The following is a 25041-nucleotide window of genomic DNA, read 5'->3' as shown; positions in this document are numbered from 1 at the left end:
ATCCCGCTACCAATTGTAACGAGCTTATCTAGTTAACAATTGATACCCGGAATTCATCAGTCCATCCCTTATTCCAACAAACAAGCGGATCACTCCCGTTTAAAACCGGCAGCGAAGTATATTTGACTACCCAATTCTGAAATGGCAAAGCATCTGCAAGTTTTCTTCATGGTCCTGTTGCTCAAAACAGCTCCACTCCTGGCCCAGCAGGCCCGGCAATATTCCTTTACCCAATACACTACGGCAAACGGTCTGGTATCCAACCACGTTAATGCAGTTGGACAGGATACAAAAGGATATATATGGCTGGCTACAACAAATGGACTGCAGCGTTTCGACGGCCGCGACTTCATCACCTTCAAGCATAACCGAAATACACCCAACAGCATCCCGTCCAATAACCTGGCTACGCTTTTTTGTGATAAAAAAGGACGGATCTGGATAGTGAATGAGGATAACCGGGTGGGACTTTTTGACGGGGCCCGCTTTACCTATCGCGATGTTCCGGTGGAGATGCAACCTAAACCACATAGTTTATTTCATACGTCCATTTTTAAACAGGACTGGAATGGCAATCTTTACCTGCTGATGATTGGTCAGGGTGTATTTTTATACGATGAGAAACAGGAACGCTTTGTGGCCATGGCAAAACAATTTGCTATACCGGCCAACTGGGTGGTGCTCTATTTCCAGCCGGATGCCAACCGCAAGGTATTTTGGCTGGGCTGCGATTCCGGGCTGATAAAATATGAACCTCAATTGAAACGAAGTTCCTTTGCAGGTTCAAATGCCTCCGGCGATCCCATTATTGAAAGTTTTGCCGGCATCCATAATATTCAGGCAATAGAACCTATACATGGCAGTAAAAGTATCCTTCTTTTCCACTGGCCCTACCGGCATCCTGTGCCATATTCCTATTGGTACGATGGCGCTACCGGAAAAAAAACCAGACATTATATCGGTCAGCAAATCCCAAAAGAATATCATGAATACAGAGGGATGACGCAACAAAAAAATGGAACCATCTGGTTATACGGACTTCCCTTTATTGCTGAATTTGATACACTTCGTCAGAGTTTTCAATTTGTACATCAATCCGCGCCTTTCAGCGAACAGTTTCGGTTTGATGTGGGCCTCCAACTATTCGAAGACCGTGATCAGAATGCCTGGCTGGCCACGACAGATGGATTATTTCTTTTCAATCCGGGCGCACAGGCTTTCAACGCGTATTACCTGCTGCGACCCAACCAAAAACAGCCACTCGACGGACCGGTAGAACATGTAAAACAATTGAAAAACGGACAAATCTGGGTAGGCACCTGGGGAGTCGGTGTTTATATTTATGACAGCCTTTTTCAACCTGTTCGAACACCACCGGCCTTTGATCGATGGAAGGATAATATGAATCTCTGGTTTATTCAGGAGCATTCGAAAACAGGACTTATTTTTTTGGGTGAACAAACCGGTTTCATGAAAGTGTACAACCCGAAAACCGGTAAGGTCTGGGCAAGCCAACCTCCCATTTTTAAGGAAAGAACCATCCGGCAAATGGCAGAGGACCGGGAAGGAAATATCTGGTTTGGCACACAGGGAGGCCGCCTGGTTAAATGGGATTTTAAAAAATCAGGGGGCGATCCCACTAAAGGATACGAACTGGTGCATGAACTCGGACTCGTTCATAAATTATATATCGACTGGGATGGAAGTTTATGGGTAGGCACCCTCGGCTGGGGTACCTATCATATAGATCCTGCTACCGGTAAAATATTGCACCATGTTACCAAAGAATCATCGGGTTGGAAAAGTGGCAATGATTCTCCCACGGATATCATCCGTTATAATGACAGCCTCTTATTACTGGCAACAGCCAATATAACGGTGCTGAATACGCGAAATATGACGCATCGTATTGTATCGTCCGATGATGGACTGCCATCGAATTCAGCCTATCTGCTTCAAACAGATAAAAAAGGCAGGGTGTGGATCGGATTACAAAACGGTTTATGCCGATGGAATCTCAAGCAAAACTCTTTTACTATTTTCGACCGGAGGGATGGCATCCAGTTTGACAATTTCACTTCGGGAGGTGCTTTTCGCATCCACGATTCTTTGCTCGCATTTACAACCAGTCATAATTTTCTGGTTTTTGATCCGGATAAAGTAATGCATTCCATTCTGCCGCCTCAGGTTACCATCACCGGTATGGAGGTCATGAATAAACGGGTTAATTATGATTCCATCCGTCCGGAAGGCAGACTGGAACTTAATCACAATAATAATTCGATTAAGATCGACTATGCTTCGCTTCAATACCTCGAACATGGACAATTGATTTATTATCATAAGCTGGATGGGTTGGATGAAGATTGGGTTCGGTCGACTCGTAACCAGGCCATCTATAATTACCTGCCTTATCGCAACTATACATTTATGGTAAAAGCGGTTAATGGTGATGGTGAGGAATCAGCCCGTATTACAAGTTTGGCCATTCAGGTAAAACCACCGTTCTGGCGCTCCTATTGGTTTATGGCGCTGATGGTTTTTATTGCGATCGTTTTTCTGTATTGGCTCGATCGTTTACGCATGCAAAAAATCAGGGCAACCGAGAGTATTAGAACCCGGATTGCAACGAGTTTGACAGAAGATCTGACGAATTCACTCAGCAGTATTAATATTTCAAGTGAGTTGGCCAAAACCAAGATCGAACAGGATCATTTGCGGACCCGCGATTATATCCATCATATCAGTGAAACCAGTAACCGGATGACGCAGGCCATGTACGATATGGTGTGGAGTATTAATCCGCAGAACGATCAGCTGGTGAAAACACTCGAGCGCATGAAACAGTTTGCGCTGGAACAGGAATCCATGCACGATATCAATATTCAGATTGATGCCGATCCGTTTATCGAGGATAAACATTCGGATATGGAACACCGTTATGAATTATTATCTATTTTTAAGGAGGCTGTTGTAAATGCGGTGAAACATTCCGATGCCCGGAATATCCAGGTACAGTTGCGCTTGCGTAAAAAGAAATTGCAATTAGTGATACAGGACGATGGGAAAGGATTTGATACAACAGGCGTTGCTAAGGGCAGGGGTATCCTGGATATGAAACGACGTGCCGCCGCCATCGGTGCCCATCTCGAAATCCTTTCGGAACTGAATACCGGCACGCTGGTGCGGCTGGAGATGAAACTGCGAACCTAACCTTTCACCTCCCTACTTCCCCATCCAGCGTTTGAAGTCCGTTACTTTCTCCCGGCTCACAATCGATTCTTTATCCAGTACAGGAATTAAATTCAGCAGCAGGCGGTTGCCGAAATAATCGTGGATCTGGTCCACACTTTCGATTGAAACATAAAAAGAACGGCTGATCCGGAAATAGCGATCGGGATCCAGCATGGCTTCGAGTTCGTCCATGGTGTAATCGACAATGAACTTGCGGCTATCGCGAGTTTTAAAAAAATTGACACGGCCATCGCTATAGAAATATGCGATCTCCTCTACTTCCACACTAACGAGTTTTTGGCCCTGTTTTACGAGGAACCGTTTACGAAAATCTTTTGGCTGCAGACGTTGCTGCAATTCCTTTACCAGGTTATCCATATTGAGATTTCCGGCAGGTTCCGAGCCTTTCATCAAACGTTTCATCCGATGAAATTTCTCGATGGCGGCTTCAAGGTCTTCCTTTTGAACTGGCTTCAACAGGTAATCCACACTGTTTACCTTAAAGGCTTTGAGGGCATATTCATCGTAGGAAGTGGTGAAAATCACGGTACTGTTTACATCCACCTTATCGAAAATTTCGAAACTTTGTCCGTCTGCGAGTTCTATATCCATCAGGATCAGATCAGGCGCCTGGTTGTCCTGCAACCATTTTACGGATGAACGGATACTGTCGGTAATGCCCACTACTTCGGCCGATGCATCAACTGCCTGCAGGGTTTTTTGCAATTTTTTTACCGCCAGTTCTTCGTCTTCTACTATGAGTACTTTCATATAAATGATATTACGCAAAAATAAGCAGGGGTTTCCGGCAAATGGGGATTCGTACGCACCAGTTGATAAATTCAGTGGATGAATTGTAGCTGTTGGGCTTCCTCCCTTATGGCTGGATCAACGGTACGATTACCGAAAACTCCTTTCCATCATCTCGGATCAGGATTTCTTCCTGTTTCATCAGCCGGTATTTATTGTGAATATTATTGAGTCCTACTTTATTGGAAAAGACCAGGCGATTTTTTCGCTGCAGGTTATTGGTAACAATGAGCTTTTTGCTATTGGTAGTGAGTAACTGGATGGTCAGCGGGCTATCGCGTAAAATCATATTATGTTTAACAGCATTCTCCACCAGGATCTGGAGGGTAAGTGGCGGGATCAGGTAATGCAGGAGTTTTTCATCGATTTTAAGGTCCATATCGAGGCCATCTCCATACCGGGTTTTGAGCAGGTGAAAATAGCTCTGAATGAATTGCAGTTCAACCTCTAGGGTCGTGAGTCCGTCTTCATTGGTGCGCAGCATGTAGCGATACACTTTACTCATTTCATCGAGGAATTTTTCAGCTTTGGAAGGGTCTTCACTGATAAGGCTGGAAAGGGAATTGAGGCTGTTGAATAGAAAATGCGGATTAACCTGGCCTTTGAGGCCTTCGAGCTGGCTTTGCAGATTTTCTCGTTTGAGTTGTTCGGCTTCATCCACAAGTGATCGCCATTTTTCATAAAAAGCAGCGCCTTCGTTGAAGCTGGTGGCGAGGAAATTGCAGGCAAGTCCAATTAATATAGTGGTGAAATACGCGGTATAATTCATGGTAAAACCCAGGAAATTCAGGTAATCGTATCCGAAAAAAAGCATGCTGATACCGGCTATCATGAGCAGGATATAAACCAGCAGACTGATGGCTATGCGTTTGAAGGTCTGACTGTATTTGGGGTATTTATTCAGCAGGATGACGGCAACCATACCGCAGGTAATATATACGAGTAAGATAACCGAGAGGGTGATAAGGGTAGCCAGCAAAAAGCCCGAAACCGACTCGAAATACCGGGAGCCGAAAAGAAAAATATTGGCCACAATGGCGAAGGGAGGCAACAACAAAACAGCGATCCAACGTTCGCTTTTTGAATATTTGAGAAATGCCATGCTATTCAACATCCGGACTTTTTATCAAGATACCAGTTTGCTTCAATTTGACCGTAACTGACAGTACAAAATTGCAGTTTTCGGGATGAATTGGTGATTTTCCGGTATAAGGTGTCAGACACCAGTTAGACAAGTGTCTGACACCTCTCTAACAGCGTTCTAACTCCTGTCTGACACCTTACTGGTTTGGGAACTGTACGTACTCTCAAATATTTTATCGGCATTACCGGCTTCGAAGCCTTCACGGCGATGCTCCCGGCGGAGCTGATCAGCCGGTAAATGCCTGAACTCTGCCAGCACGCCACGTTCGGCAAATTCAACATAGGAACCTGCAATCAACTGGCTCTCCCCACCCGCAAATTCCGCCTGCACTTTGCGCGCCACCGTCGAAGATTGACGCAGGTAGCCATCCGGACTCGCTTTGATCTTACCACCCGAATCATTCAGCACAAATCCATTCCGCTCCAGAAAAGCATTAAAGTCTTCAAGTTTATTAAATGGAGCCGGCAGGTTATGCACACTCACCGTAAAATGATTCAGGTAATAACGATTATAAATCACCCAGGCCGCATATTCCGATTCCTTTCCAAGCTCCAGAAAATCAGCATAAGTTGGTGTTCTCCACAAACCACTGTGCAGGAAACTATCTATTGCCTGCGCATTGTTCAGATCCAAAACATCCACCGGATCACTGGTCACTTCATGAGTATAGGAATGAATGATTGCCTGCGTTGTTGAACTCAGGTCGCCCACCCGCAATTCACTGATAAAAATCCGCGGATATTCCGGTGCCGGTGGCGCATACCAATAGGCATCGAGTTTTTTCTCTTTGAAAAAATAATGATCCCTGCGCTCATACCCAAGGTGGAGAAATATTTTTTCGAGTGATTGAATCCCGAGATGCGGAACCCCCATGGTTCGAAATGCAATATGATCATTCTCGATATCATCTGCTGTAGCAATCAATCCTTCCTTTTTCATTGCCGCGATGATTCCCTGAACATCAGGCACTCTTTCCTGGTACCGGCGCATGAGTCCTCCCAGCACCGCTTCCAAAGCTGTATACTTTTGCATAGTAAAATTTTTATTCATTCACCCGACCGGTGGCACCGGTCGGGTGAACGTTTATTTCGCGGCTTCGTGCTTTGTGTAAAGCGAGCCGTTTTGGGTTTTGATGAAGGCATCAAAGGGGATTTCCTCCTGCTTGATGAAACCCTGTTGCGGCAGGGTGCCATTGGCCACCATCTCCACCACCGCAGCAACGGATGCAGCCGTCGTCCAGCTGATTGCCCTCCACTCCTTGCCATGTATCAAAATGGGATGATAGGCATGATAAAATTCTTCCCTCGCCAATTGCTCGCCCTTCCAGCCTTCCACCACCGCATATACATAAACAACATCTTCGCGAACAGGAGGTTTGGCTTCGGTCAGGATTTGCTCCACCAGTTCCCGCTTCTCTTTCAGGATCAGCTCATACAGCAAAAACCGCATCAGTTTTGCATGTCCCGGATACCGCATGGTTTTATAGTTCAGGGTATCCACTTTACCGGCCAGGGTTTCGCACATGGTTCCCAATCCGCCGGAAGTACTGAAAGCTTCAAATTCCTGTCCCTCAATATTGATCATCTCAATCCCATCCAGCGATGGCACCATTTTATGTTGTCCATTATGAATCACTTCTGCATCATTGATGTATTCATTTATAACACCGGCCGGCGACCAGGTAAAGGAATAGCCCATGAGGCCGTTGGGATACCGGGGAAGCGCCCCCACCCGCAGTTCAACATCGCGCAGCTTGGTAAAACGATTATACAAATCAGCCCCAACAATCCCGATAAATCCGGGTGCCAGTCCGCATTGCGGCGCCATCGCCCCTTTGGAAGTCTTCGCCATTTCGCGAATCGCGGAAGTAGTGGGCACATCTTCCGTCAGGTCAAAATAGTGGATCCCCAGTGCATGGGCCGCCTGCGCAACCGGAAGATTCAGGTTATAAGGCAAACAGGAAACCACGGCATCCATGCCACTTAAAAACGACCTCAACTGGTCGACATCGGTAACAGATCCCGTAGTAACGGAAAAAGGAACTTCCGTAGCCGGTTGTTGACGATCAAATCCGGTTACGGTAAACAAATCGCTCAGTAGGGTTCCAACAAGGGAACCAACCTTACCGAGACCAATAACAGCAACATTCTTCATTAGAAGGAAGTTTAATGTATGAATTAATGGAAATCAGTGAGAACCAATAAAAAAAGGGGAAATACCCAAACGGATAAAAAAACACCCGCCCGGCGGTGCCATCAGGGAATATTGGCACAGGCAGACCGCAGGAAGGCCAGGTAAGCACCGAATATGTTAATGCGTGCATTCATGCCCGTGAAAAACGTACTTTTGATTACGCTGACGAAAATACGGGATTCCTCCAAAAATTTCCCGTTTATTCAAAACTATTTTACTACCTTTGCCCACCTTTAAAAAAGGTACTCATGAGTAGCAGACGGGAATTTGATATTGCTTTTGTGGGATTGAAGCCTGGAATTCATGAATACTCCTACGATATAACCGATCGTTTTTTTGAAGCGTATCAGTCGACTGTATTCTCCAATTGTTCAGCACAGGTTAAATTGTCGCTGGATAAGAAGAATGGATTCATGTTGCTGAAATTTGAAATTGGTGGAAAGGTGAATGTGGCCTGTGATCGTTGTGGAAGTACCAGCTTACCCTGGAATTTGTGGGATGAGTTTAATATTGTGGTAAAGCTGGTAGACAATCCCGATGAGATGAACGCACAGGAAGAAGACCCGGATGTATATTATATAGCCAGAAGCGAAAGCCATTTGCATGTAGCTGATTGGATTTATGAATTTCTACTCCTGAGTCTTCCCATGCAAACCATGTGCGATGCCACTGAAGCCGGCCAACATCCCTATTGCAACCAGGAAGCCCTGGACTTGCTGAAAAAGATGGAAACCGGAACCGGTGCGACGCAGGAAAACGCCAATCCCTTGTGGAAGGGACTGGAAAAATTTAAGGACCTGGATAATTGATTTTTGTATTTATAAATTGTTGAGAGATGCCAAATCCGAAACGCAGACATTCACAGCAACGTAGTGCCAAAAGAAGAACGCATTACAAGGCAGAAGCCGCTACACTCAGCACTGACAGCACTACTGGTGAACTGCATGTACGTCACCGTGCTCATGTGAGTGAAGGAAAATTGTTCTACAAGGGTAAGCTGGTGGCCGAAAAATCGCCCATCAAGAAGTAATTAACCTGTATACAATACGTTAGCTTTGCCGGAGATGAAAATCGGTCTGGACATGATGGGTGGGGACTTTGCACCGTTAGAAGCGGTAAAGGGTCTTCAATTGTATCTGTCTGAGTCGAAATCCCCGGCAAAGCTTTTTTTATTCGGGGATGAAGCTCAGCTCAATCCCCTGTTGGCGGAATATTCCATTCCTGCCGACGCCGTTACCGTGGTGCATACACCGCAGGTAATCGGGATGCACGAACACCCCACCAAAGCCCTGAAAGAAAAACAGCAATCCTCCATCGCCATCGGGTTTGGTTACCTGGGCAAAGGAATGATTGACGCCTTTATCAGTGCCGGTAATACCGGTGCCATGCTGGTAGGTGCGGTTTATTCGCTTAAAGCGATGGAAGGTGTTTTACGTCCCACCATCTCCACTATCATTCCTAAAGAAAACGGCGGAACCGGATTACTGCTGGATGTAGGCCTGAATGCCGATTGCAAACCTGAACACCTGAATCAGTTTGCCTTGCTGGGATCACTTTATGCCAAACATATTCTGGGAATAGAGGCCCCGCGTGTTGGTCTGATCAATATCGGTGAAGAAGAAGGCAAGGGCAATCTTCTGGCTCAGGCCACTTATCCCCTGCTGAAAGAAAATTCCGCTATTCAATTCGTTGGAAATATTGAAGGACGCGATGTTCTGCTCGATAAAGCCGATGTAATGGTATGCGAAGGTTTTACCGGAAATATCATCCTGAAACTGGCCGAATCACTCTACGAGATTACCCACCGCAAATCCATTCACCACGAATATTTCGATCGCTTCAATTTTGAAAACTATGGTGGTACTCCGGTACTGGGCGTAAATAAACCGGTAATTATCGGGCATGGCATCTCCCAGTCCAAAGCTTTCTCCAACATGATTTCCCTCTCTGTAAAAATGATCGAAAGCAAACTGCTGGAAATTATGCAGGATTCGTTCAAAGGCTGATCTAATTCCTCACCAGGTACGCGACACACCCAGACTGAATGAAAAAGAATTGTACGCCTTTATTTTAAGATCATTAACCAGCGCCACATTCAATTCCCATTTTTTGTTTATTTGCGTAATGTATTCAATTCCGATTCCCGTTTTTACTTCATAACCTGTCGCCTGCAATTCTTTTGCAATAATAACAGCCGTGCGGGTTTCCATAAATCCCAATTCCGGATTGGCATGAATGTCTTTAAACAACTCTACCAGATTTGAAGAATCTGCCTGTACAAGTTTATTCACTTCATTTACCCGGGTATGGAGCGCACCGGGTTTAGCCGTCTTTTTTTTCTGCGCGCTGGCCAGTTCCATAACAAAGAAGAACAGAAGAAATAAAAAGATGATTGACTTTCTCATACAATCTACTTAAACAGAACTTCAAGTCAAAATGGTGGGAAGCGGAATCAGAACGACGCAATAATTAAACACAGGGATTTGATAAATTCAACCGAGATTATCTACCTTCAATAAAAGCAAACCACCTCTCAGCGCACCTTTTTCTCGTATGTTATTCAATTATATTTCAGAATATTTCTCTCAACTTAATAAGCCACATTTTTTTATCTGCACGGTATTTACTGCCCTGCTGATAACCGGCAATTATTATTGGGGCTGGGAGAAACAATGGATTTATAATCTGCCCTCGCGGCCGCAAAGAGTACTGGGATTTTATTTTATCTATGGTATGGCATTCACGTTGCCTTATTTATTGTATGGATGGATGAGTACTGGCGCTGCGTTAAGCCTTCCGCCCGCCTTGCGCTGGATGCTGATTTTGGCTCCACTTATTTTTGCGCTCAAATCAGGCATAGGCGGCTGGCAGGAAATGATACAGGCTGCCCGGCCCGGTGTGCAGGGTTACCGGCTTAATGTATTGGTCAACTGGCCCATCCGGTTAGTGGTGACGGTGAGTATACTGATGATTTTATATGCAGTGCTTCGGCAATCCGGATTAATATCAGTGGCCGGAACTTCCGGATTTCTCCCTGACTTTGCCAATGCAATGGGACTTCGCCTCAAAGAAGTAAACTGGACACCTTATTTAATTATGCTGGCCCTTGTAATTCCACTCGTAAGTTTCGCCGCAACACAGGCTGATTTTTTGCAGACCTATCCAAAGATGAAATTATTGCAACTGCAGACCAATCCCGTTCCCAACCTCTGGCAAAAACTTGCTTTTCAACTGGCTTATGGTTCCGATTTTCTCACCATCGAATTATTTTTCCGTGGATTTTTGGTGGTGCTTGCAGCTCGGTTTGTTGGTCCGGCTGCTATACTTCCCATGGCTGTTTTATATTGTTCCATCCATTTTGGAAAGCCTTTACTTGAATGTATATCCTCTTATTTCGGCGGACTGCTGCTCGGCATTTTTGCCTGCTATTCCGGCTCTATCTATGGTGGAATAGTCGTTCATCTCGGACTCGCCTGGATGATGGAATTGGCGGCAACTATCGCGCTGTATTGGAAACGATGAGCTAATTTTACGCAATGGCACCCGATATCAGCAAGGAAATAGAATTTCAAACGGCCCGCAGCGGAGGCAAAGGCGGACAAAACGTCAACAAGGTGGAGACCATGGTGCAGGGGCGATGGTACCCCGCGCAGTCGGTTGGGCTGAAGGAAGACCAACGCACCCTTGTACTGCAGAAACTTACTCATTTGCTGAATACAGATGGCAGTATCTTACTGAAATCACAGGAAGAGCGATCGCAGCTCGGCAATAAAGCAAGAGTAATAAAAAAATTTCAGGAGCTGCTGCAAAAAGCCCTTACCAAAAAGAAATCACGGATCGCAACCCGGGTATCCAAAGCCGCACACGAAAAACGTATTGAGTCAAAAAAACAAACAGGAACGGTAAAGGCTAACCGAAAAAAAATCCGTCCGGGTAGCTGGGAGTAAAATTTACACTATGAGTACTTTATTGAAGGATATCTATTCGGAAGATTTTTATCGTGCTTTTGGCGGTCAGTTGAAAAAAGTGCTTCCCAAATTTTCCCCGGCCAAATTTATCGATCAGATTTTTGCGGAAGAATGGGAGCGGAAGGAATTGAAGGATCGCATGCGGCATACGGCGGATGTTTTACATCTTCATCTGCCTTCCGATTTTCGCCAGGCTGCTCCCCTGCTGGATCAACTTTCCACACAACTCTCCGGTTTCCGGTTTGCAAGTGGTAGTCTGGCTCTGATGTTTCTTCCTGATTATGTGGAACGATACGGGATTGAACACTATGAGGCTGCAGTGCCCTTATTTGAAAAAATCACCCCCATAACCAGTTGCGAATTTGCGGTCCGCCCTTTTCTGATCCGTTACCCCGATTCCATGCTGCTGCAAATGATTCGCTGGTCCTCCCATCCCAATCATCATGTACGGCGATTGGCATCTGAAGGAAGCCGACCCCGGTTGCCCTGGGCGATAGCCTTGCCGGCGTATAAAAAGGATCCCCGCCCTGTACTGCCCTTATTGGAGAACCTGCGGAATGATCCATCCGAATATGTCCGGCGAAGTGTTGCGAATCACCTGAATGATATCGCGAAGGATAATCCCGCGATTGTACTGGAAGTAGCACGTTCCTGGAAAGGGCAATCCGCTGAAACCGATGCCCTGATCAAACATGCCTGCCGAACCCTGCTGAAAAAAGGAGATCCAGGTATTTTGTCCCTACATGGATTGGATGCCCGACAACTGGAGGTAGACAGATTAAAGCACCGTCGCAAGTTGCAGATGGGCGAATCGCTTGATTTTAGTTTTACGGTACTTAATAAAAGTAAAAAGCCGGTATTAGCCCGACTGGAATATGCCTTGTATTTCCTTCGCCAAAATGGACAGTATGGAAAAAAGGTATTCAAGATCAGTGAGAAGACCTTACCGGGTGGTACCGAAATCGAGGTAAGCCGCAGTCATGCCTTTCGCCCCATCACTACCCGTGTTTATTACACCGGCATTCAACGCCTGAGCATCGTCGTCAACGGCCGCGAAACCGCTCCCGTCGATTTCCGGCTGGTGCTCTAACTTCACCCGTCGGGTGAAAACCCTATCTTCGTATTCTTCTCTCCGCGCTATCGCGGTGCGCTTGCGCATCGAGGAAAGTCCGGACAGCACAGGGCAATACACCGGCTAACGGCCGGGGAATGGGCAACCATTCACAGACAGTGCCACAGAAAATAACTACCTCCGCAAGGGGGCAAAGGTGAAAATGTAGGGTAAGAGCCTACAGCGTTCTCCAGCAATGGACAACGGGGGTAAACCTTGTATGCTGAAATGCCATGTATACCGGTGGTCGAGAGCGGCCCGTTCAAGATTGCAGCAATGCACTCACGCCGGAGGGTAGGCAGATAGATCTCGTCAGTAATGACGCGACCAGATAAATGGTAGCGGTCTGTCTTAGTGAAAACGAAGGCAGAAACAGAATCCGGCTTACAGGAGAGAAGATTTTTTACCTCATTTTTCCCTGCCTCCTCCCAAATTCAGAAAATCTTCAGTTTCCCCCCGGAACTTGCAGAATTATGCAAATTCCAATTAAGGTAAATTCTGCCCTAATCAGATATAAACTGGCCCTGCTTCTTGCAGGTTTCGCAGTGGTTGTTTCCATGCTAACCAGAATTGTTTTACTATTCTATTCGGGCGATGCCGCAGGTTTAAATTTTAGCACAACTGCCCAACTGTTTTCAATTGGATTATTGTATGATTTGATAACCGCTTCCTTTGTTATTATTCCCCTTCTCTTACATTTATCAGGTTTGAATGAAAAATACTATTCCGGTAAATGGATCCTGCTTTTACCTGCCATTGGATTAACAGTTCTGCTGGTATTGATTTTTACACAGCTTATACCCGCCGATTTCAATAAAGATCTGAGAAAAGGAGTGATTTTCTATGTCGCCGCACGATTACTGATTTTTCTGCTTCTTGCCTGGGCTGGATTGCGTTTCCGTATCACCTGGAGAAAAGCATTTTTATTGATGGATATAGCTATCCTGTTCTTTATTGTTCTGTTTAATGCAATGGGAGAATTTCTATTCTGGTCTGAATTCTCGAACAGGTATAATTTTATCGCAGTCGATTACCTGATTTATACCAATGAAGTATGGGGAAATATAAAAGAGTCCTATCCCATATACACCCTATTGTCAGTGCTGCTTTCTCTTTCCCTTTTACTAACCTATTTGAGCCGGAAAATTGTAACCAGATCGGTCGAAGAACAACCTGGCCCGGCACCAAAATGGGGATTATTTTTATCCGTCCTTTCCATCCCACTACTTTCTGCCTTCAGTATTTCTGACTCGATGCAGAAATTCAGCAATAACCAATATGCCAATGAGCTGGCAGGAAACGGGCTTTTTGATCTTGTGCAGGCCTTTAAAAACAATGAACTCGATTTTTACAGATTCTACAAAACCATTCCGGATAAAGAGGCATTCGCTATCGTCAGAAAGGCCCTTTCCGGAAAAAACGTAGTGTTGACTGAAGATGAATTCTCTATTGAAAGAACCATCCAATATGAAGAACCGCAGCGCAAGGCAAATATTGTATTAATCAGCGTAGAAAGCTTAAGTGCTGATTTCCTGGGTGAATTCGGAAATACAAAAAACATAACTCCTAATCTTGACTCCATCGCAGAGAAAGGATGGCTATTCACCAACCTGTATGCCTCCGGTACCCGAACCGTACGCGGACTGGAAGCGCTTTCACTTTCCATACCTCCCACACCCGGACAAAGCATCATTAAACGACCCGGCAATGAAAGTATGTTCTCCCTGGGATCTGTTCTGAAAAGCAACGGATACCAAACCTACTATGTGTATGGCGGGGATGCCTATTTTGATAATATGAACTACTTTTTTTCACATAATAATTATACGGTGAAAGACAGGGATGCCATACCTGCATCTGAGATCCATTATGAAAATATATGGGGAGTAGCAGATGAAGATTTGTTTTCCCATACGCTACAATTGCTCGATAGCAGTTCAGGCACTGGTGCTCCTTTTTTTGCTCATGTAATGACCGTATCAAACCATCGTCCTTTTACCTATCCGGATGGCAGAATCGATATTCCATCTTCGAATCATTCCAGAGAAGGAGGTGTTAAATACACCGATTATTCCATCGGCAAATTTTTAAAAGAAGCGGCATCAAAAACCTGGTTCAATAATACCGTTTTTATAGTTGTGGCAGATCATTGTGCCGGTACCGCGGGTAAAATGGAGCTTCCCCTGAATGGATATAAAATACCAATGATCTGGTATGCCCCAAAATGGATCCAGCCTGCCAAAATAAATAAACTGGTTGCTCAAATCGATATAGCCCCATCCATTATGTCCTGGTTGCACCTGAGTTACAACAGTATGTTTTTCGGACAGGATATGTTTGATTCCACTCAAATAAAAGAACGGGCTTTTATCAGCACCTACCAGAAATTGGGCTATTTAAGAAACGATACACTGCATATTCAAATGCCCCTTAGAAAAACAGTTCATTATCTTGAAAAAGATAAAAATGCAACCCAACTTCTTTCGGTTCCAACCGACTCGTTGGAAAAGGAAGCCATTGCTTTTTACCAGGTAGCCAGCTGGATGATTCGAAACAAAAAATTCCATCCCGCATCCAACAATTAATCGTTCCTAAAACTTAATATTATATCCCATTCGAATAACCTGTGTTTCCAGGTAGTCAATGCTTGAATAGGAAAAACCATCCCCCACTATTTCCCTCTTAATCCGCAACGAATTGGCGATGTCGGTTGCATTCACAAACCACTCCCCTTTTCCGCTTTTTGTCTTCTTTTTTAGACCCATGTCAATCGAAAAACGCGCTCGTATTTTACCCTGTGGTATAATATCTGGCGCAAGGTAAATGGCAGACAATTGACTCTCCCAATTGGAAGCCAGTTTAAAAAGGCCATTCAACTTTATATTTCCGGAAAAAATCTGCTGTTGCTCAGCAGAATAAAGACTTTCCTGCGGATACTTGTTTAGAATGGTAAATGCATCGATACGATTATAGTAACCTGTCAGATTTAAACTGAGTGTAGCCCAATCGGCTGTCTTGTGCGAAACCATCAGCTCCATACCGGTATTTGAGCTCCTTCCTGCATTCTGAAATACATTGTAGATTAGCGTATTACCGGGAACAATGGTTCCGATTCTTGCAATTGTTGCCGTTGTTCTTTTGTGAAATAAGGAAGTCAACAGATATCCTTTTGCCCAATCCGATTTATAACTAAACTCCATGGTTTGGGTAAATTGAGGCCTTAATGCAGGATTACCCACTTTAATTATTTCTGCATCGTCATATTTAGGAAATATACGGATATCCACCTCATTGGGCCGATCTACCCGATTGTTATAAAAAACTACCAGCTTATTATGTTCATTTAGTTTATACGCCAATCGCAGATTTGGAAATGGCCTAAAATAGTCATACCCATCACTGGAATAGGTTGGATGATCCGGATTAACCTCATAATTAAGATGTGCATATTCCACCCGCAGACCGGCTTCCATTTCCCAACGATTATTTTCCAGAATATAGTTGCCGTATACAGCCGGAATGGTTTCCTTATAAGTTGCCCATCCGCCCGCATCCACATCCAAAGGAGAATTAATGCCAGGTTGAAACAGCATATTGGTGGGAATCGATCTTCCTCTGAATTTTAAACCAGCTTCCAAACGGCCATATCGCAAAGGTTCAACATAATCAATCGTCAGATCCAACACATGTTCATCCGAAATCAACTTGAAAGAATCCAGTCCTGTATAGGCGGGTAAAATATTGGTAAAAAAATACTTTTCATCTTCCCGATGAAAAGTATAGTTAATTCCGGCATTTAAAATCCTGCCTGGTTCAATGAATTTGTGCTGCCAGCCAGCTGAAGCAGTGGCAGTTGTCTTCAGTTCGTCCTCCAGAAATTGCCAGAGTCTTTTCCGTTCGGTGAGTGATCCGTTAAAAAAGGGTTGATCACCCCGATCAATTATTTTTTCGCTGCTGAAAAGTCCGGAAATGGTAAACGTATTGGATGCATCAACAGTCCAATCCATACCAGATTTTACCGTAACAAGATGGGTGATTCTGTTTCGTTTTAATTGTTGTCTGATGGTATCACCCGTATCATAGATCCGGTCAGAAAATTCATTTTTATTAAGTGTGTGGGTGTACAGATCATCTGCCTGCAGAAACAAATTCACCTTATTCTTTTTGTAATTCAGAGAAAGGGAGGGATTGAATTTCGGGGTTCGCTGGTATTGCGGACGGATATCCGGATAATTGCCTGCCTTGATCCAAAGGGCTCCCAGACCTCCGCTAATTCCAATTTTACCATTAAAGCCTTCTTTCTTTTCCTTTTTGTAAATAATATTGATGATTCCTGCATTTCCATTCGCATCAAATTTCGCAGATGGATTATTGATTATTTCTATCCGTTCAATAGCGGATGCGGGAATATTTTCCAAACTGCTTTGTCCCCCAAATCCAGTTAATGCGGTTTGTTTCCCATCTATTAAAACCATTACCTTATCACTGCCCCTGATAGAAATCTTTCCATCCTGGCTGGTGGTGACTCCTGGAATATTTTTCATAACATCCAAAACTGATCCCCCGGCCTGGCTTAGGTTCTCTGTTACCCCAAACACCTTTTTATCCATGCGAGCTGTTACCGCAGCCTGTTTGCCAACTACGGTTACTCCTGTCAGTGATGCAGCATCTGGAGTCAATTCAATGCTGCCCATCTCGAGAAAATTATTGATTGTGCCAACCACCAGCACCTGCCTTTTGGACAAATAACCGGTATAAGAACAGACCAGAAAATAAGTGCCCGGTTGAATTTTCTCCAGCATAAATCTACCCTGCTCGTTTGAAATGGTGGCGAAAACCACCATACTGTCACTCGACCGCTGCAAAGCCACATTAGCATAGGCCATGACCGAAAATGTGTTTTTATCTTTGATCAGGCCGGAAACAGTGGCCCCATTGGATTGACTTCGCGCAGGAAAATTCACCAATAGCAGGAGAAACAACAAAGCGGAAAACTTCCTCATAAAGAACTATTTATGTGCTTATGTTTTTTATTTGCCCAGTTATACCGGTGCGTCCAATAAGCCGCTTTCATAGACAGTAGTCCAAGTCCGGCACCCATCAGTACGTCACTAATATAATGGCGGTTATTTGCCATCCGCAGTAATCCTACAGAAGAAGCAATTCCATAGGAGGCGTAGGGCATCCAGGGCCATCTGTCTTTGTACTCTTCACTCAGAAAGGTGGCTGCTGCAAATGCCTGTGCCGTATGTCCGGAGGGAAAGGAAGTATAGGCCGACTTATCCGGTCTGAGCTGGCGGGTTGTTTGTTTAAGAAGGGAAACCGTACCAAACATGAACGCTTCACCTTTTACTAAAATAGCCGTTCGATTGGCAAAATCAGTTTTGGAACGAACACCGGCCGCATCTAATCCATATGCTATAAGAATAGGACTAAACTGTAAATAATTATCAATTTTTGTATTAAACCCTGAAAAATGCTCAGTTCTTGCTTCCACAATTTCATTTTTGACGGATTCAGGATTATTATTATTGGTTAACACACCTGAAACAAGGAGAGCAGTTGGATAAGCCAGCTTTTTATGCGTCCAACAGATTTTACGTGGCAGTAAACTACTGTCGTTCTCCTGAGCAGAAACGAGCGAACTTACTGTAAGTAACAGCAAAAGAAATAAACAGGAAAATTTCATATCATTGATTTCTACTGCATAGGTAGGAACCAAATTGGAAGAAAATTTGAATTAAAAGGTGATCGTAAAGAGGTGGAAATTATTGACAAAAGAATAATCCAGCACCCAATTATACCGTTTGCAAATTTGATTAACCAGGGACAAACCCAAACCAGCACCTGGTGAATGATCAGAGGATTTACCAAAACGCTGGAAAACATGCGATCTGTTCAGGGAAACATCGCCTGAATTACTAAAACGAAGCTGGTTCTTCGACAATTCAATAATCAATTTCCCGTTACGGGGTGTATATCGGATAGCATTTGTAAATAAATTATTAAAAATAATTATCAATAAACTATCATTTGCATGGAGTAAAATTTCCGGTTCAATGGATGCCTGAACTTGAATCCCCTTTTCCTGGATGAAATTATCAAAAACAGTGATTTTCTCTTTGAGCAAAGCAGAAATATCAAGCGCCTCAACCTCCAGAAATTGATTGTTCTCAATTTTGGAAAGTAACAGTAAATTTTTGTTGATCCGGGAAACTCTGGAAAGTGCTGACTGCATTTCATCCAACAGCTGGTATTGTAAATCAGTCAGGTCTTTATTCTGCAATAATATATCTATTTTTGACTGAATAATTGCGAGTGGTGTTTGTAACTCATGCGAAGCATTTTCAGCAAACTCCTTTTGCTGTACATAAGCACTCCTGTTCCCTAAAAATAATTTATCCAGGCTTTGATTTAATTCTGTGAATTCAAGTACTTCCGTGCTATTAAAATCTATGGATTCCTGCTTTGTAAGATCAAAATTTCTTATTTTTTCAATACTGTCATAAAAGGGTTTCCATAAGATTCGCGAAACCCGCAGATTAATTAAAACAAACCCAACAAGTTGCAGGATAAAAAATAACAGGGTGAGTGATGTGATAGAGAGAATGATAAGAAAACTGTCTTCTTTTGCAGCTTCAGATGTTAAAACAATATTGTGCTCGCCCAACTCATATGCCCATAATTTTCTGATGATATAATAATATACAGGAATACTGCAGATCAATAAAATGGCTGCAAATAGTGTAAACCGTTTTAATGATATATTCAACAGCTTTTTCATACATCCCATTTATATCCGCTTCCGTACAGGGTTTTAAGGTAGTTACCGGCCCCTGCTTCCTGCAATTTTTTCTTTAGGTTTTTTATGTGCGCATATACAAAATCGTAATTATCAAACATATCGGCAATATCACCTGAAAGATGTTCAGCCAATGCACTTTTGGAGAGCACCCTGTTTTTGTTACTCATCAGATACAAAAGTAAATCATATTCTTTTTTTGTAAGCGGAACCTCGCGCTGCTGTATACTAACTTTTTTCGCCAATAGGTCAACCTTAATTTCCTTTTGCTCCAGCATATTATCACTGCCGAAATTTTTTCTTCTGATAATAGAATAAACTCTTGCAGCTAACTCTGAAAGATGAAAAGGCTTGGCCAGATAATCATCAGCACCCAGTTTAAGTCCTGCTACTTTATCCTCCAGTGAATTCTTAGCAGAAATGATGATTACTCCGTCTTGTTTTTTCTGGTCCTTTATAATTTTTAATAATTTAATTCCGTCCCCACCGGGCAGCATCAGGTCCAATAGAATACAATCGTATTGAAAGCTCTCAATTTTCACAATGGCTTCTGAATAGGAACCTGCAATTTCACATAAATAATCCTCCTGCGATAAAAAATCACTGATGCTTTTTGCGAGCGCTGCTTCATCCTCAATGATCAATATTTTCATGCTTCAAGTTAGGTTAAACCGGCTGTTTTTTCTTCTTCAAACCGGCTGAAAACGCTTAAAGAACCAAACCTTTAGTAAATCCGCAGTTAAGATATACACTACCACAATGGATAACATAGCGCTGAGATTAAGTAATGGAATCGGGCTCAGACCTATTTCAGCTGCAAAAGGCAGATAAGGAAACAGGATCGTGCCCAACAAAGCAAGGGCACTGAATATAAAGAGGTATTTTCCGGGCCTGCTTTTAAAAAAATGCTGGTGCGTTCGGATAATGAACACAATACAAAGTTCAGAAATAACAGACTCTACAAACCACCCGGTCTGAAATTCAGCTTCTTTTACCTTTAAAAAATAGTAAAGTGTGCCGAATGTAATCAGATCGAAAATGGAACTGTGAATCCCAAATACGATCATATACTTTCGAATAAGTTTCAGGTCCCATTTACCGGGGCTCACCAGTTGCTGTTTATCTACATTATCAGTTGATACAGCTAAAAATGGGAAATCCGTCAGAAAATTGGTAAGCAATATTTGCTTAGGAAGCATGGGTAAAAAGGGTAATACAAGGGAGGCTGCTGCCACACTGCACATATTACCAAAAGTTGCACCGGTACTGATGTATAAATATTTTAAGGTATTGGCAAAGGTTTTTCTGCCTTCTTTTATGCCATCTGCCAAAACCGCCAAATCTTTCTCCAAAAGCACGAAATCAGCAGCCTCACGGGCTGCATCAACCGCATTTTCAACTGAAATCCCTACGTCGGCAGCATTTATTGCAGATACGTCATTAATACCATCACCGAGGTAGGCAACCGTATAGGTTTGTTTTAGGGCTATAATTATCCGTTCCTTTTGCTGAGGCTCTACTTCAGCGAAAATATGCGTCTTCCTAACCAACAGTTTTAATGCTTCCGGACTGGTAGTAAAAAGTTCCTTACCAGTCATAATAACCGGCTCCTGAATACCGATTCCCCGGCCAATGGATGCGGCAACATTTCTGCTATCTCCTGTAATGATTTTCAATTCAACGCTAAGCTGTTTTAATTGAGCTATAATTTCAGAAATGCCAGCTTTAACCGGATCCTGCATCAATATAAATCCGCCAAAAATCATGTTTACCTCCAGCTCTTTTGAAATGGTTTCTGTTTGAAAATTTTTATAACTGACGGCGATGGTACGCAAACCATTGGCTCCATGTTCTTGCATTTTTTCCTCCAGGAGCTTTCGATAGGGATCGATATCTACAATACTGTCATCTGCCAGGCGAATAGCAGAACAGATGCGGAAAATTTCTGAACAGGCACCCTTGCTGATAAAAAGCGTTTCGCTTCCAGCAGTAACGGCTATACTTATCCTCTTTCTGATAAAATCATACGGTACTTCACCCATTTTAATAGCAGGAAGAAAATTCAGAGATTCCATGTTTTTGATCGCTTCATCAATCGGATTGGAATAGCCTGATTCCATTGAAGCGTTCCAATAGGCCAACTGTTTTACCCAGGCAGATTCATTTCCCAACCCATCCGTAAAGCCTGCAAGATTGATTTTACCTTCCGTAATCGTTCCGGTTTTATCCGTACATAATAAGTTAACTTCTCCCAGATTCTGTATGGAATTCAATTTTTTTACAATTACTTTTTTCGCCAATAACTTCTTCGCTCCGGCACTCATTGCAATGGTGGTTATCGCAGGTAGTAATTCAGGCGCCATTCCAACTGCAAGTGCCAGTGCAAACAAGGCTGATTCAATTATCCCCTTATGATTCAGTAGGTTGACAAGAAGGATAAACAAAGCCAGGGTAACGGTAATTTTCATCAAAAAGAAACCAAAATCCCTGATACCTTTTTCAAACTTTGTTTCAAATGAGCGAGCCGCACTCTTCGTAAGTTGCCCGTACAGGGTAGACTCTCCGGTTTGAATTACCAATGCTGTTGCATTTCCACTTACAATATTAGTGCCTTCCCAAAGACAATTGGATCGATTGGCGAGTTCTGTCTGCACGGGAAGTACCCCGGGTTCCTTTCTGGTGGGAAAAGACTCTCCGGTTAGGGAAGCTTCATTGGCATATAACTCATCTGATGAAAGCAGCAGACAATCTGCCGGTAGCAGGTCTCCTGCATTTAGTATAAGTATATCACCACTCACTATGTTTGAAGCGATAATTTCCTGTTGTACCCCCTCTCTAAGTACAGTTGATTTAATAGAAATCAGGGACTGCAGCTTTTCTACCACCTTACCGGCATTTCTTTCCTGATAAAAACTAAGAAGTCCGGTTGATACAACAATAAACAATATAATAATCACATCGGATGTATCACCAAGCAATCCGGACAGGATAACCGCTCCGATCAGGAGTAGCATCAACGGACTTTTAAATTGGCTAAGGAAAAGAAAAAAATACTTTTTAAAGGAGCTATTCCGGACAGGATGGAGACCTTTCGCCTGTACAATCCGGTTCACTGCAGCTTGTGTTAATCCATTTGCGGAACTATTCAATACCCCGAACCAATGATTCGTATCATATTCCCAAAAGTTATTTTCATCCTTTGCTGGCATAAAGCCTTTTTTAAGTTGATTTCAAATTCATCGTTGCCAAAGAATATGATTGTCTTCCAATGGAATGGAAACATGTTCATAGGCAGGTATAATTCGCACCGTAAAATCAGTTGCCGGCCGGTTGGTTATAATAGTTGCCTGGTACCATTTTTCCCCAGTACCGTTGAATTCTTCCTGCATACTCGTTTTTTCCGGATCAATACCTGATATCCCTTCCGAATAAATCTCAACAGCAATAAAATCCCTGATCAGTTCATCCAACTGCAGCAACATTCTTACAGAATATCCGGTGGCGGTTGGTTTCATATCAACTCTTGCAATTTGAATGGTTTCCCACTTCTGCTTCAGCAGGGTTGCGATATGAACCATTTTTTTTGCCAGACCTGCATCATTCACGGATCTCTTCCTAAAGTTTGCTGCCATCGGCAGATAATACTTCTCCGTATATTCCCGTACCGTTCTGTTTGCTGAAAACCGGGGTGTAAGTTTGGACATGCTATGCCGCATTTTTTCTACCCATTGTTCCGGAATTTCTTTTTCATTCCGCGTGTAAAACATTGGAATGATCTGTTCTTCCAAAAGGGAATACAATTCATTCGCCTCGTTGGTATCCCATTCCGGATTATTCTTATGTTCCAATGCATCTCCGAGCGCCCATCCAAGGTCCGGTGTATACGCTTCTGCCCACCATCCATCCAGTACAGAAAGATTAAGTCCGCCATTTACCAGCACTTTCATACCACTGGTTCCACAGGCTTCCCAGGGACGACGGGGGGTGTTTACCCATAGATCCACCCCCTGCACCAAATGTTCTGCCAGATGCATATCGTAATCACTCAGAAACAAGACATGGTCGTATAAATTGAATTGCTGAATAAATTCATTCCATTGCCGGATCATTGCATTGCCATTCTCATCAAAGGGAGGGGCTTTTCCGGCCAGTACCAATTGAACCGGTCGTTTTTCATCGGTCAATAACCGGTAAAGCCGTTGGGGGTCTTTCAGCAATAGGTTGGTACGTTTATAGTTTACAAAACGACGGGCAAAGCCCAGCGTAAGCCGGTTATTATCAAGAAGCTCTTTTGCCCGCTCAAGCATTTCAGCTGATTGCCCTGATAGAGTTGCCTGACGTTCGAAGCGTTGTCGCACATAAGTTACAAGGGTCTGCCTCTGCCGGTTCCGGAAGGTCCACAAGGTATCATCCGGTACTGCACAGATATCGGTTTCCGTTGATGAAAGATCTCCTTTCCAGCGAAGTTTACCACAGGCGGTCGTCCAGAGCTCATCGGCTGTTTCCGAATCCCAGCTGGGCATATGAACGCCATTGGTTACCGTACCTACCGGCACTTCTCTGATTGGCCAGCGCGGATAAAGCGAACTGAAAAGATGCCGGCTTACCCTGCCATGCAATTGACTTACACCATTAACTGCACCACTTCCCCTGATTGCAAGAAAAGCCATATTGAAATATTGGTCAGAATCCTTTTCATCCTGCCTGCCCAGCGCCATAAATCGGTTGAAATCACATTTGAGTTCATGCCGTACATACTCACCAAAATATTGCTCCATCAAAGCAGGAGAAAAATAATCAAATCCGGCTTCAACGGCAGTATGGGTGGTAAATAAATTTCCGGCACGGGTTATGGTTAAGGCTGTTTCAAAAGGAAGGCCGGATTCTTTCATGTAATCATTCGCACGTTCCAATACAACAAAAGCAGCATGACCTTCATTAAGGTGGCAGATCTCCGGCCGGATATCCAAGGCCTTCAATAAACGCCAGCCACCTAAACCCAGTACTATCTCCTGTTTGATCCGAAGGTCTGCTCCCCCCCCATATAATTCACTGGTAATACCCCGGTGAATAGGAAGATTGGCAGGGTCATTACTGTCTAGCAGAAAAAGATTAACATTCCCCACCTGCACCTGCCAAACCCTTAGCCAAACCGGATAACCCGGCAATGAAATTTTAATCCGCAGCCATTCTCCATTGTCGAGTCGCAAGGGTGTAATGGGTAGTGAACCCGGGTCATTGTAGGGAAAATAGGCCTGTTGATTGCCTTTGCTGTCTATATCCTGTCTGAAATAACCCTGCTGATACAACAAGCCAATTGCCGTGATGGGCACCCCAAGATCGCTGGCTGCTTTTAACTGATCTCCTGCCACATTTCCAAGTCCACCTACATATATGGGCAATGCTTCACTGAGCATGTATTCCATACTGAAATAAGCCACATTGCTTAGCGAGGATGCAGGAAAATTTTGCTGAAACCAGGTAGTACTTTGTTTATAACTATCCCTGCTTTTTTGAACCTCCTTCATAAGATGCCGGAAGGCAGGATCAGCCAACTGACGTTCCAGTTGATCATGCGAAACTGTTTGTAAAACTACCCAGGGATTTTGAGTAAGCTCCCAAAGAGCCGGGTCTATGCGTTCCCAAAGCTTATCTGCTTCATGGTTCCATGACCATCGCATATCAAGTGCCAGATCTGCAAGCGCATCCACCCCTTCCATCTCCAGGGGTATAAACCCATAGATCTGGTTGGCTCTGATGATTTTTTTATTCATGGCTG

At 43.7% G+C, this 25041-nt stretch carries 19 protein-coding genes and 1 other RNA gene; 9 read left to right on the top strand and 11 right to left on the bottom strand.

The genetic code is table 11. The features are described from left to right. Window positions 1-141: 141 nt before the first annotated feature. The gene (locus tag B2746_RS17030; RefSeq protein ID WP_290796365.1) at window positions 142-3213 is read left to right on the top strand and encodes a ligand-binding sensor domain-containing protein; all 3072 of its coding nucleotides are present in this window, start codon (window positions 142-144) and stop codon (window positions 3211-3213) included. Between the two features lie 12 nt (window positions 3214-3225). On the opposite strand, the gene B2746_RS17025 is transcribed toward B2746_RS17030, so the two are convergent. The 4 genes from B2746_RS17025 to B2746_RS17010 form a co-directional block, all read right to left on the bottom strand. Then, window positions 3226-4005, bottom strand: a complete 780-nt coding sequence (locus B2746_RS17025; RefSeq protein WP_290796363.1) for a LytR/AlgR family response regulator transcription factor — start codon at window positions 4003-4005, stop codon at window positions 3226-3228. Between the two features lie 106 nt (window positions 4006-4111). Then, a complete protein-coding gene (locus B2746_RS17020; RefSeq protein WP_290796361.1) occupies window positions 4112-5146 on the bottom strand; it encodes a sensor histidine kinase in 1035 nt (344 codons plus the stop codon). A gap of 159 nt (window positions 5147-5305) precedes the next feature. Next, window positions 5306-6220, bottom strand: a complete 915-nt coding sequence (locus tag B2746_RS17015; RefSeq protein WP_290796359.1) for a DUF1338 domain-containing protein — start codon at window positions 6218-6220, stop codon at window positions 5306-5308. 51 nt (window positions 6221-6271) lie between these two features. Beyond that, window positions 6272-7342, bottom strand: a complete 1071-nt coding sequence (locus B2746_RS17010) for a saccharopine dehydrogenase family protein (RefSeq protein ID WP_290796357.1) — start codon at window positions 7340-7342, stop codon at window positions 6272-6274. Between the two features lie 287 nt (window positions 7343-7629). Here B2746_RS17010 and B2746_RS17005 point away from each other — a divergent pair, with 287 nt between their 5' ends. Genes B2746_RS17005 through plsX form a run of 3 tightly spaced genes read left to right on the top strand, consistent with a single transcriptional unit; the run spans window position 7630 to window position 9387 of the window. Beyond that, window positions 7630-8190, top strand: coding sequence for a YceD family protein (locus B2746_RS17005; protein WP_290796355.1), 561 nt, complete (start codon window positions 7630-7632; stop codon window positions 8188-8190). A 26-nt stretch (window positions 8191-8216) separates the two neighbouring features. Then, complete coding sequence (gene rpmF, locus B2746_RS17000) at window positions 8217-8411, top strand: 50S ribosomal protein L32 (RefSeq protein ID WP_290709547.1); 195 nt, start codon at window positions 8217-8219, stop codon at window positions 8409-8411. Between the two features lie 34 nt (window positions 8412-8445). Next, window positions 8446-9387, top strand: coding sequence for a phosphate acyltransferase PlsX (plsX, locus tag B2746_RS16995; RefSeq protein WP_290796353.1), 942 nt, complete (start codon window positions 8446-8448; stop codon window positions 9385-9387). Window positions 9388-9396: 9 nt separating this feature from the next. Here the strand turns inward: plsX and B2746_RS16990 are convergent, their stop codons facing one another. Continuing rightward, the gene (locus B2746_RS16990; RefSeq protein WP_290796351.1) at window positions 9397-9786 is read right to left on the bottom strand and encodes a hypothetical protein; all 390 of its coding nucleotides are present in this window, start codon (window positions 9784-9786) and stop codon (window positions 9397-9399) included. Between the two features lie 148 nt (window positions 9787-9934). Between B2746_RS16990 and B2746_RS16985 the strand changes: the two genes are divergently transcribed. The 5 genes from B2746_RS16985 to B2746_RS16965 all read left to right on the top strand — a co-directional run bounded on the left by B2746_RS16985 (window position 9935) and on the right by B2746_RS16965 (window position 15045). After that, window positions 9935-10903, top strand: coding sequence for a CPBP family intramembrane glutamic endopeptidase (locus tag B2746_RS16985; RefSeq protein WP_290796348.1), 969 nt, complete (start codon window positions 9935-9937; stop codon window positions 10901-10903). Between the two features lie 14 nt (window positions 10904-10917). Further along, complete coding sequence (arfB, locus tag B2746_RS16980) at window positions 10918-11328, top strand: alternative ribosome rescue aminoacyl-tRNA hydrolase ArfB (RefSeq protein ID WP_290796345.1); 411 nt, start codon at window positions 10918-10920, stop codon at window positions 11326-11328. 10 nt (window positions 11329-11338) lie between these two features. Then, window positions 11339-12439 carry a DNA alkylation repair protein gene (locus tag B2746_RS16975; protein ID WP_290796342.1) on the top strand — a complete coding sequence of 367 codons (1101 nt, stop codon included), beginning with the start codon at window positions 11339-11341 and terminating at the stop codon, window positions 12437-12439. A gap of 34 nt (window positions 12440-12473) precedes the next feature. Beyond that, an RNA gene (rnpB, locus tag B2746_RS16970) (RNase P RNA component class A) lies at window positions 12474-12863 on the top strand. 70 nt (window positions 12864-12933) lie between these two features. Next, entirely contained in the window at window positions 12934-15045 is a 2112-nt protein-coding gene (locus tag B2746_RS16965) for an LTA synthase family protein (RefSeq protein ID WP_290796340.1), read from the top strand. Between the two features lie 6 nt (window positions 15046-15051). Here B2746_RS16965 and B2746_RS16960 read toward each other — a convergent pair whose 3' ends face one another. From B2746_RS16960 to glgP, 6 genes are read right to left on the bottom strand one after another with little or no spacing between them, the layout of a single operon-like run. Further along, entirely contained in the window at window positions 15052-17463 is a 2412-nt protein-coding gene (locus tag B2746_RS16960; protein WP_290796337.1) for a TonB-dependent receptor family protein, read from the bottom strand. Then, window positions 17460-18149 carry a phosphatase PAP2 family protein gene (locus tag B2746_RS16955; RefSeq protein WP_290796335.1) on the bottom strand — a complete coding sequence of 230 codons (690 nt, stop codon included), beginning with the start codon at window positions 18147-18149 and terminating at the stop codon, window positions 17460-17462. Before B2746_RS16955 ends, B2746_RS16960 begins: the two co-directional genes overlap by 4 nt. A 51-nt stretch (window positions 18150-18200) precedes the next feature. After that, window positions 18201-19244, bottom strand: coding sequence for a sensor histidine kinase (locus B2746_RS16950; RefSeq protein ID WP_290796332.1), 1044 nt, complete (start codon window positions 19242-19244; stop codon window positions 18201-18203). Next, a complete protein-coding gene (locus B2746_RS16945; protein WP_290796329.1) occupies window positions 19241-19915 on the bottom strand; it encodes a response regulator transcription factor in 675 nt (224 codons plus the stop codon). Before B2746_RS16945 ends, B2746_RS16950 begins: the two co-directional genes overlap by 4 nt. A 36-nt stretch (window positions 19916-19951) precedes the next feature. Continuing rightward, window positions 19952-22471: a magnesium-translocating P-type ATPase gene (mgtA, locus tag B2746_RS16940; protein WP_290796325.1), complete on the bottom strand. Its 2520-nt coding sequence runs from the start codon at window positions 22469-22471 to the stop codon at window positions 19952-19954. A gap of 27 nt (window positions 22472-22498) precedes the next feature. Beyond that, on the bottom strand, window positions 22499-25036 hold the full coding sequence (gene glgP, locus B2746_RS16935) for an alpha-glucan family phosphorylase (RefSeq protein ID WP_290796322.1): 2538 nt from the start codon (window positions 25034-25036) through the stop codon (window positions 22499-22501). Between the last annotated feature and the right edge of the window lie 5 nt (window positions 25037-25041).

It is taken from the genome of Flavihumibacter sp. UBA7668, assembly GCF_002483205.1.
In the GTDB taxonomy this organism is placed as follows: domain Bacteria; phylum Bacteroidota; class Bacteroidia; order Chitinophagales; family Chitinophagaceae; genus Flavihumibacter.
This window is presented reverse-complemented; position numbering and strand designations above follow the sequence as displayed.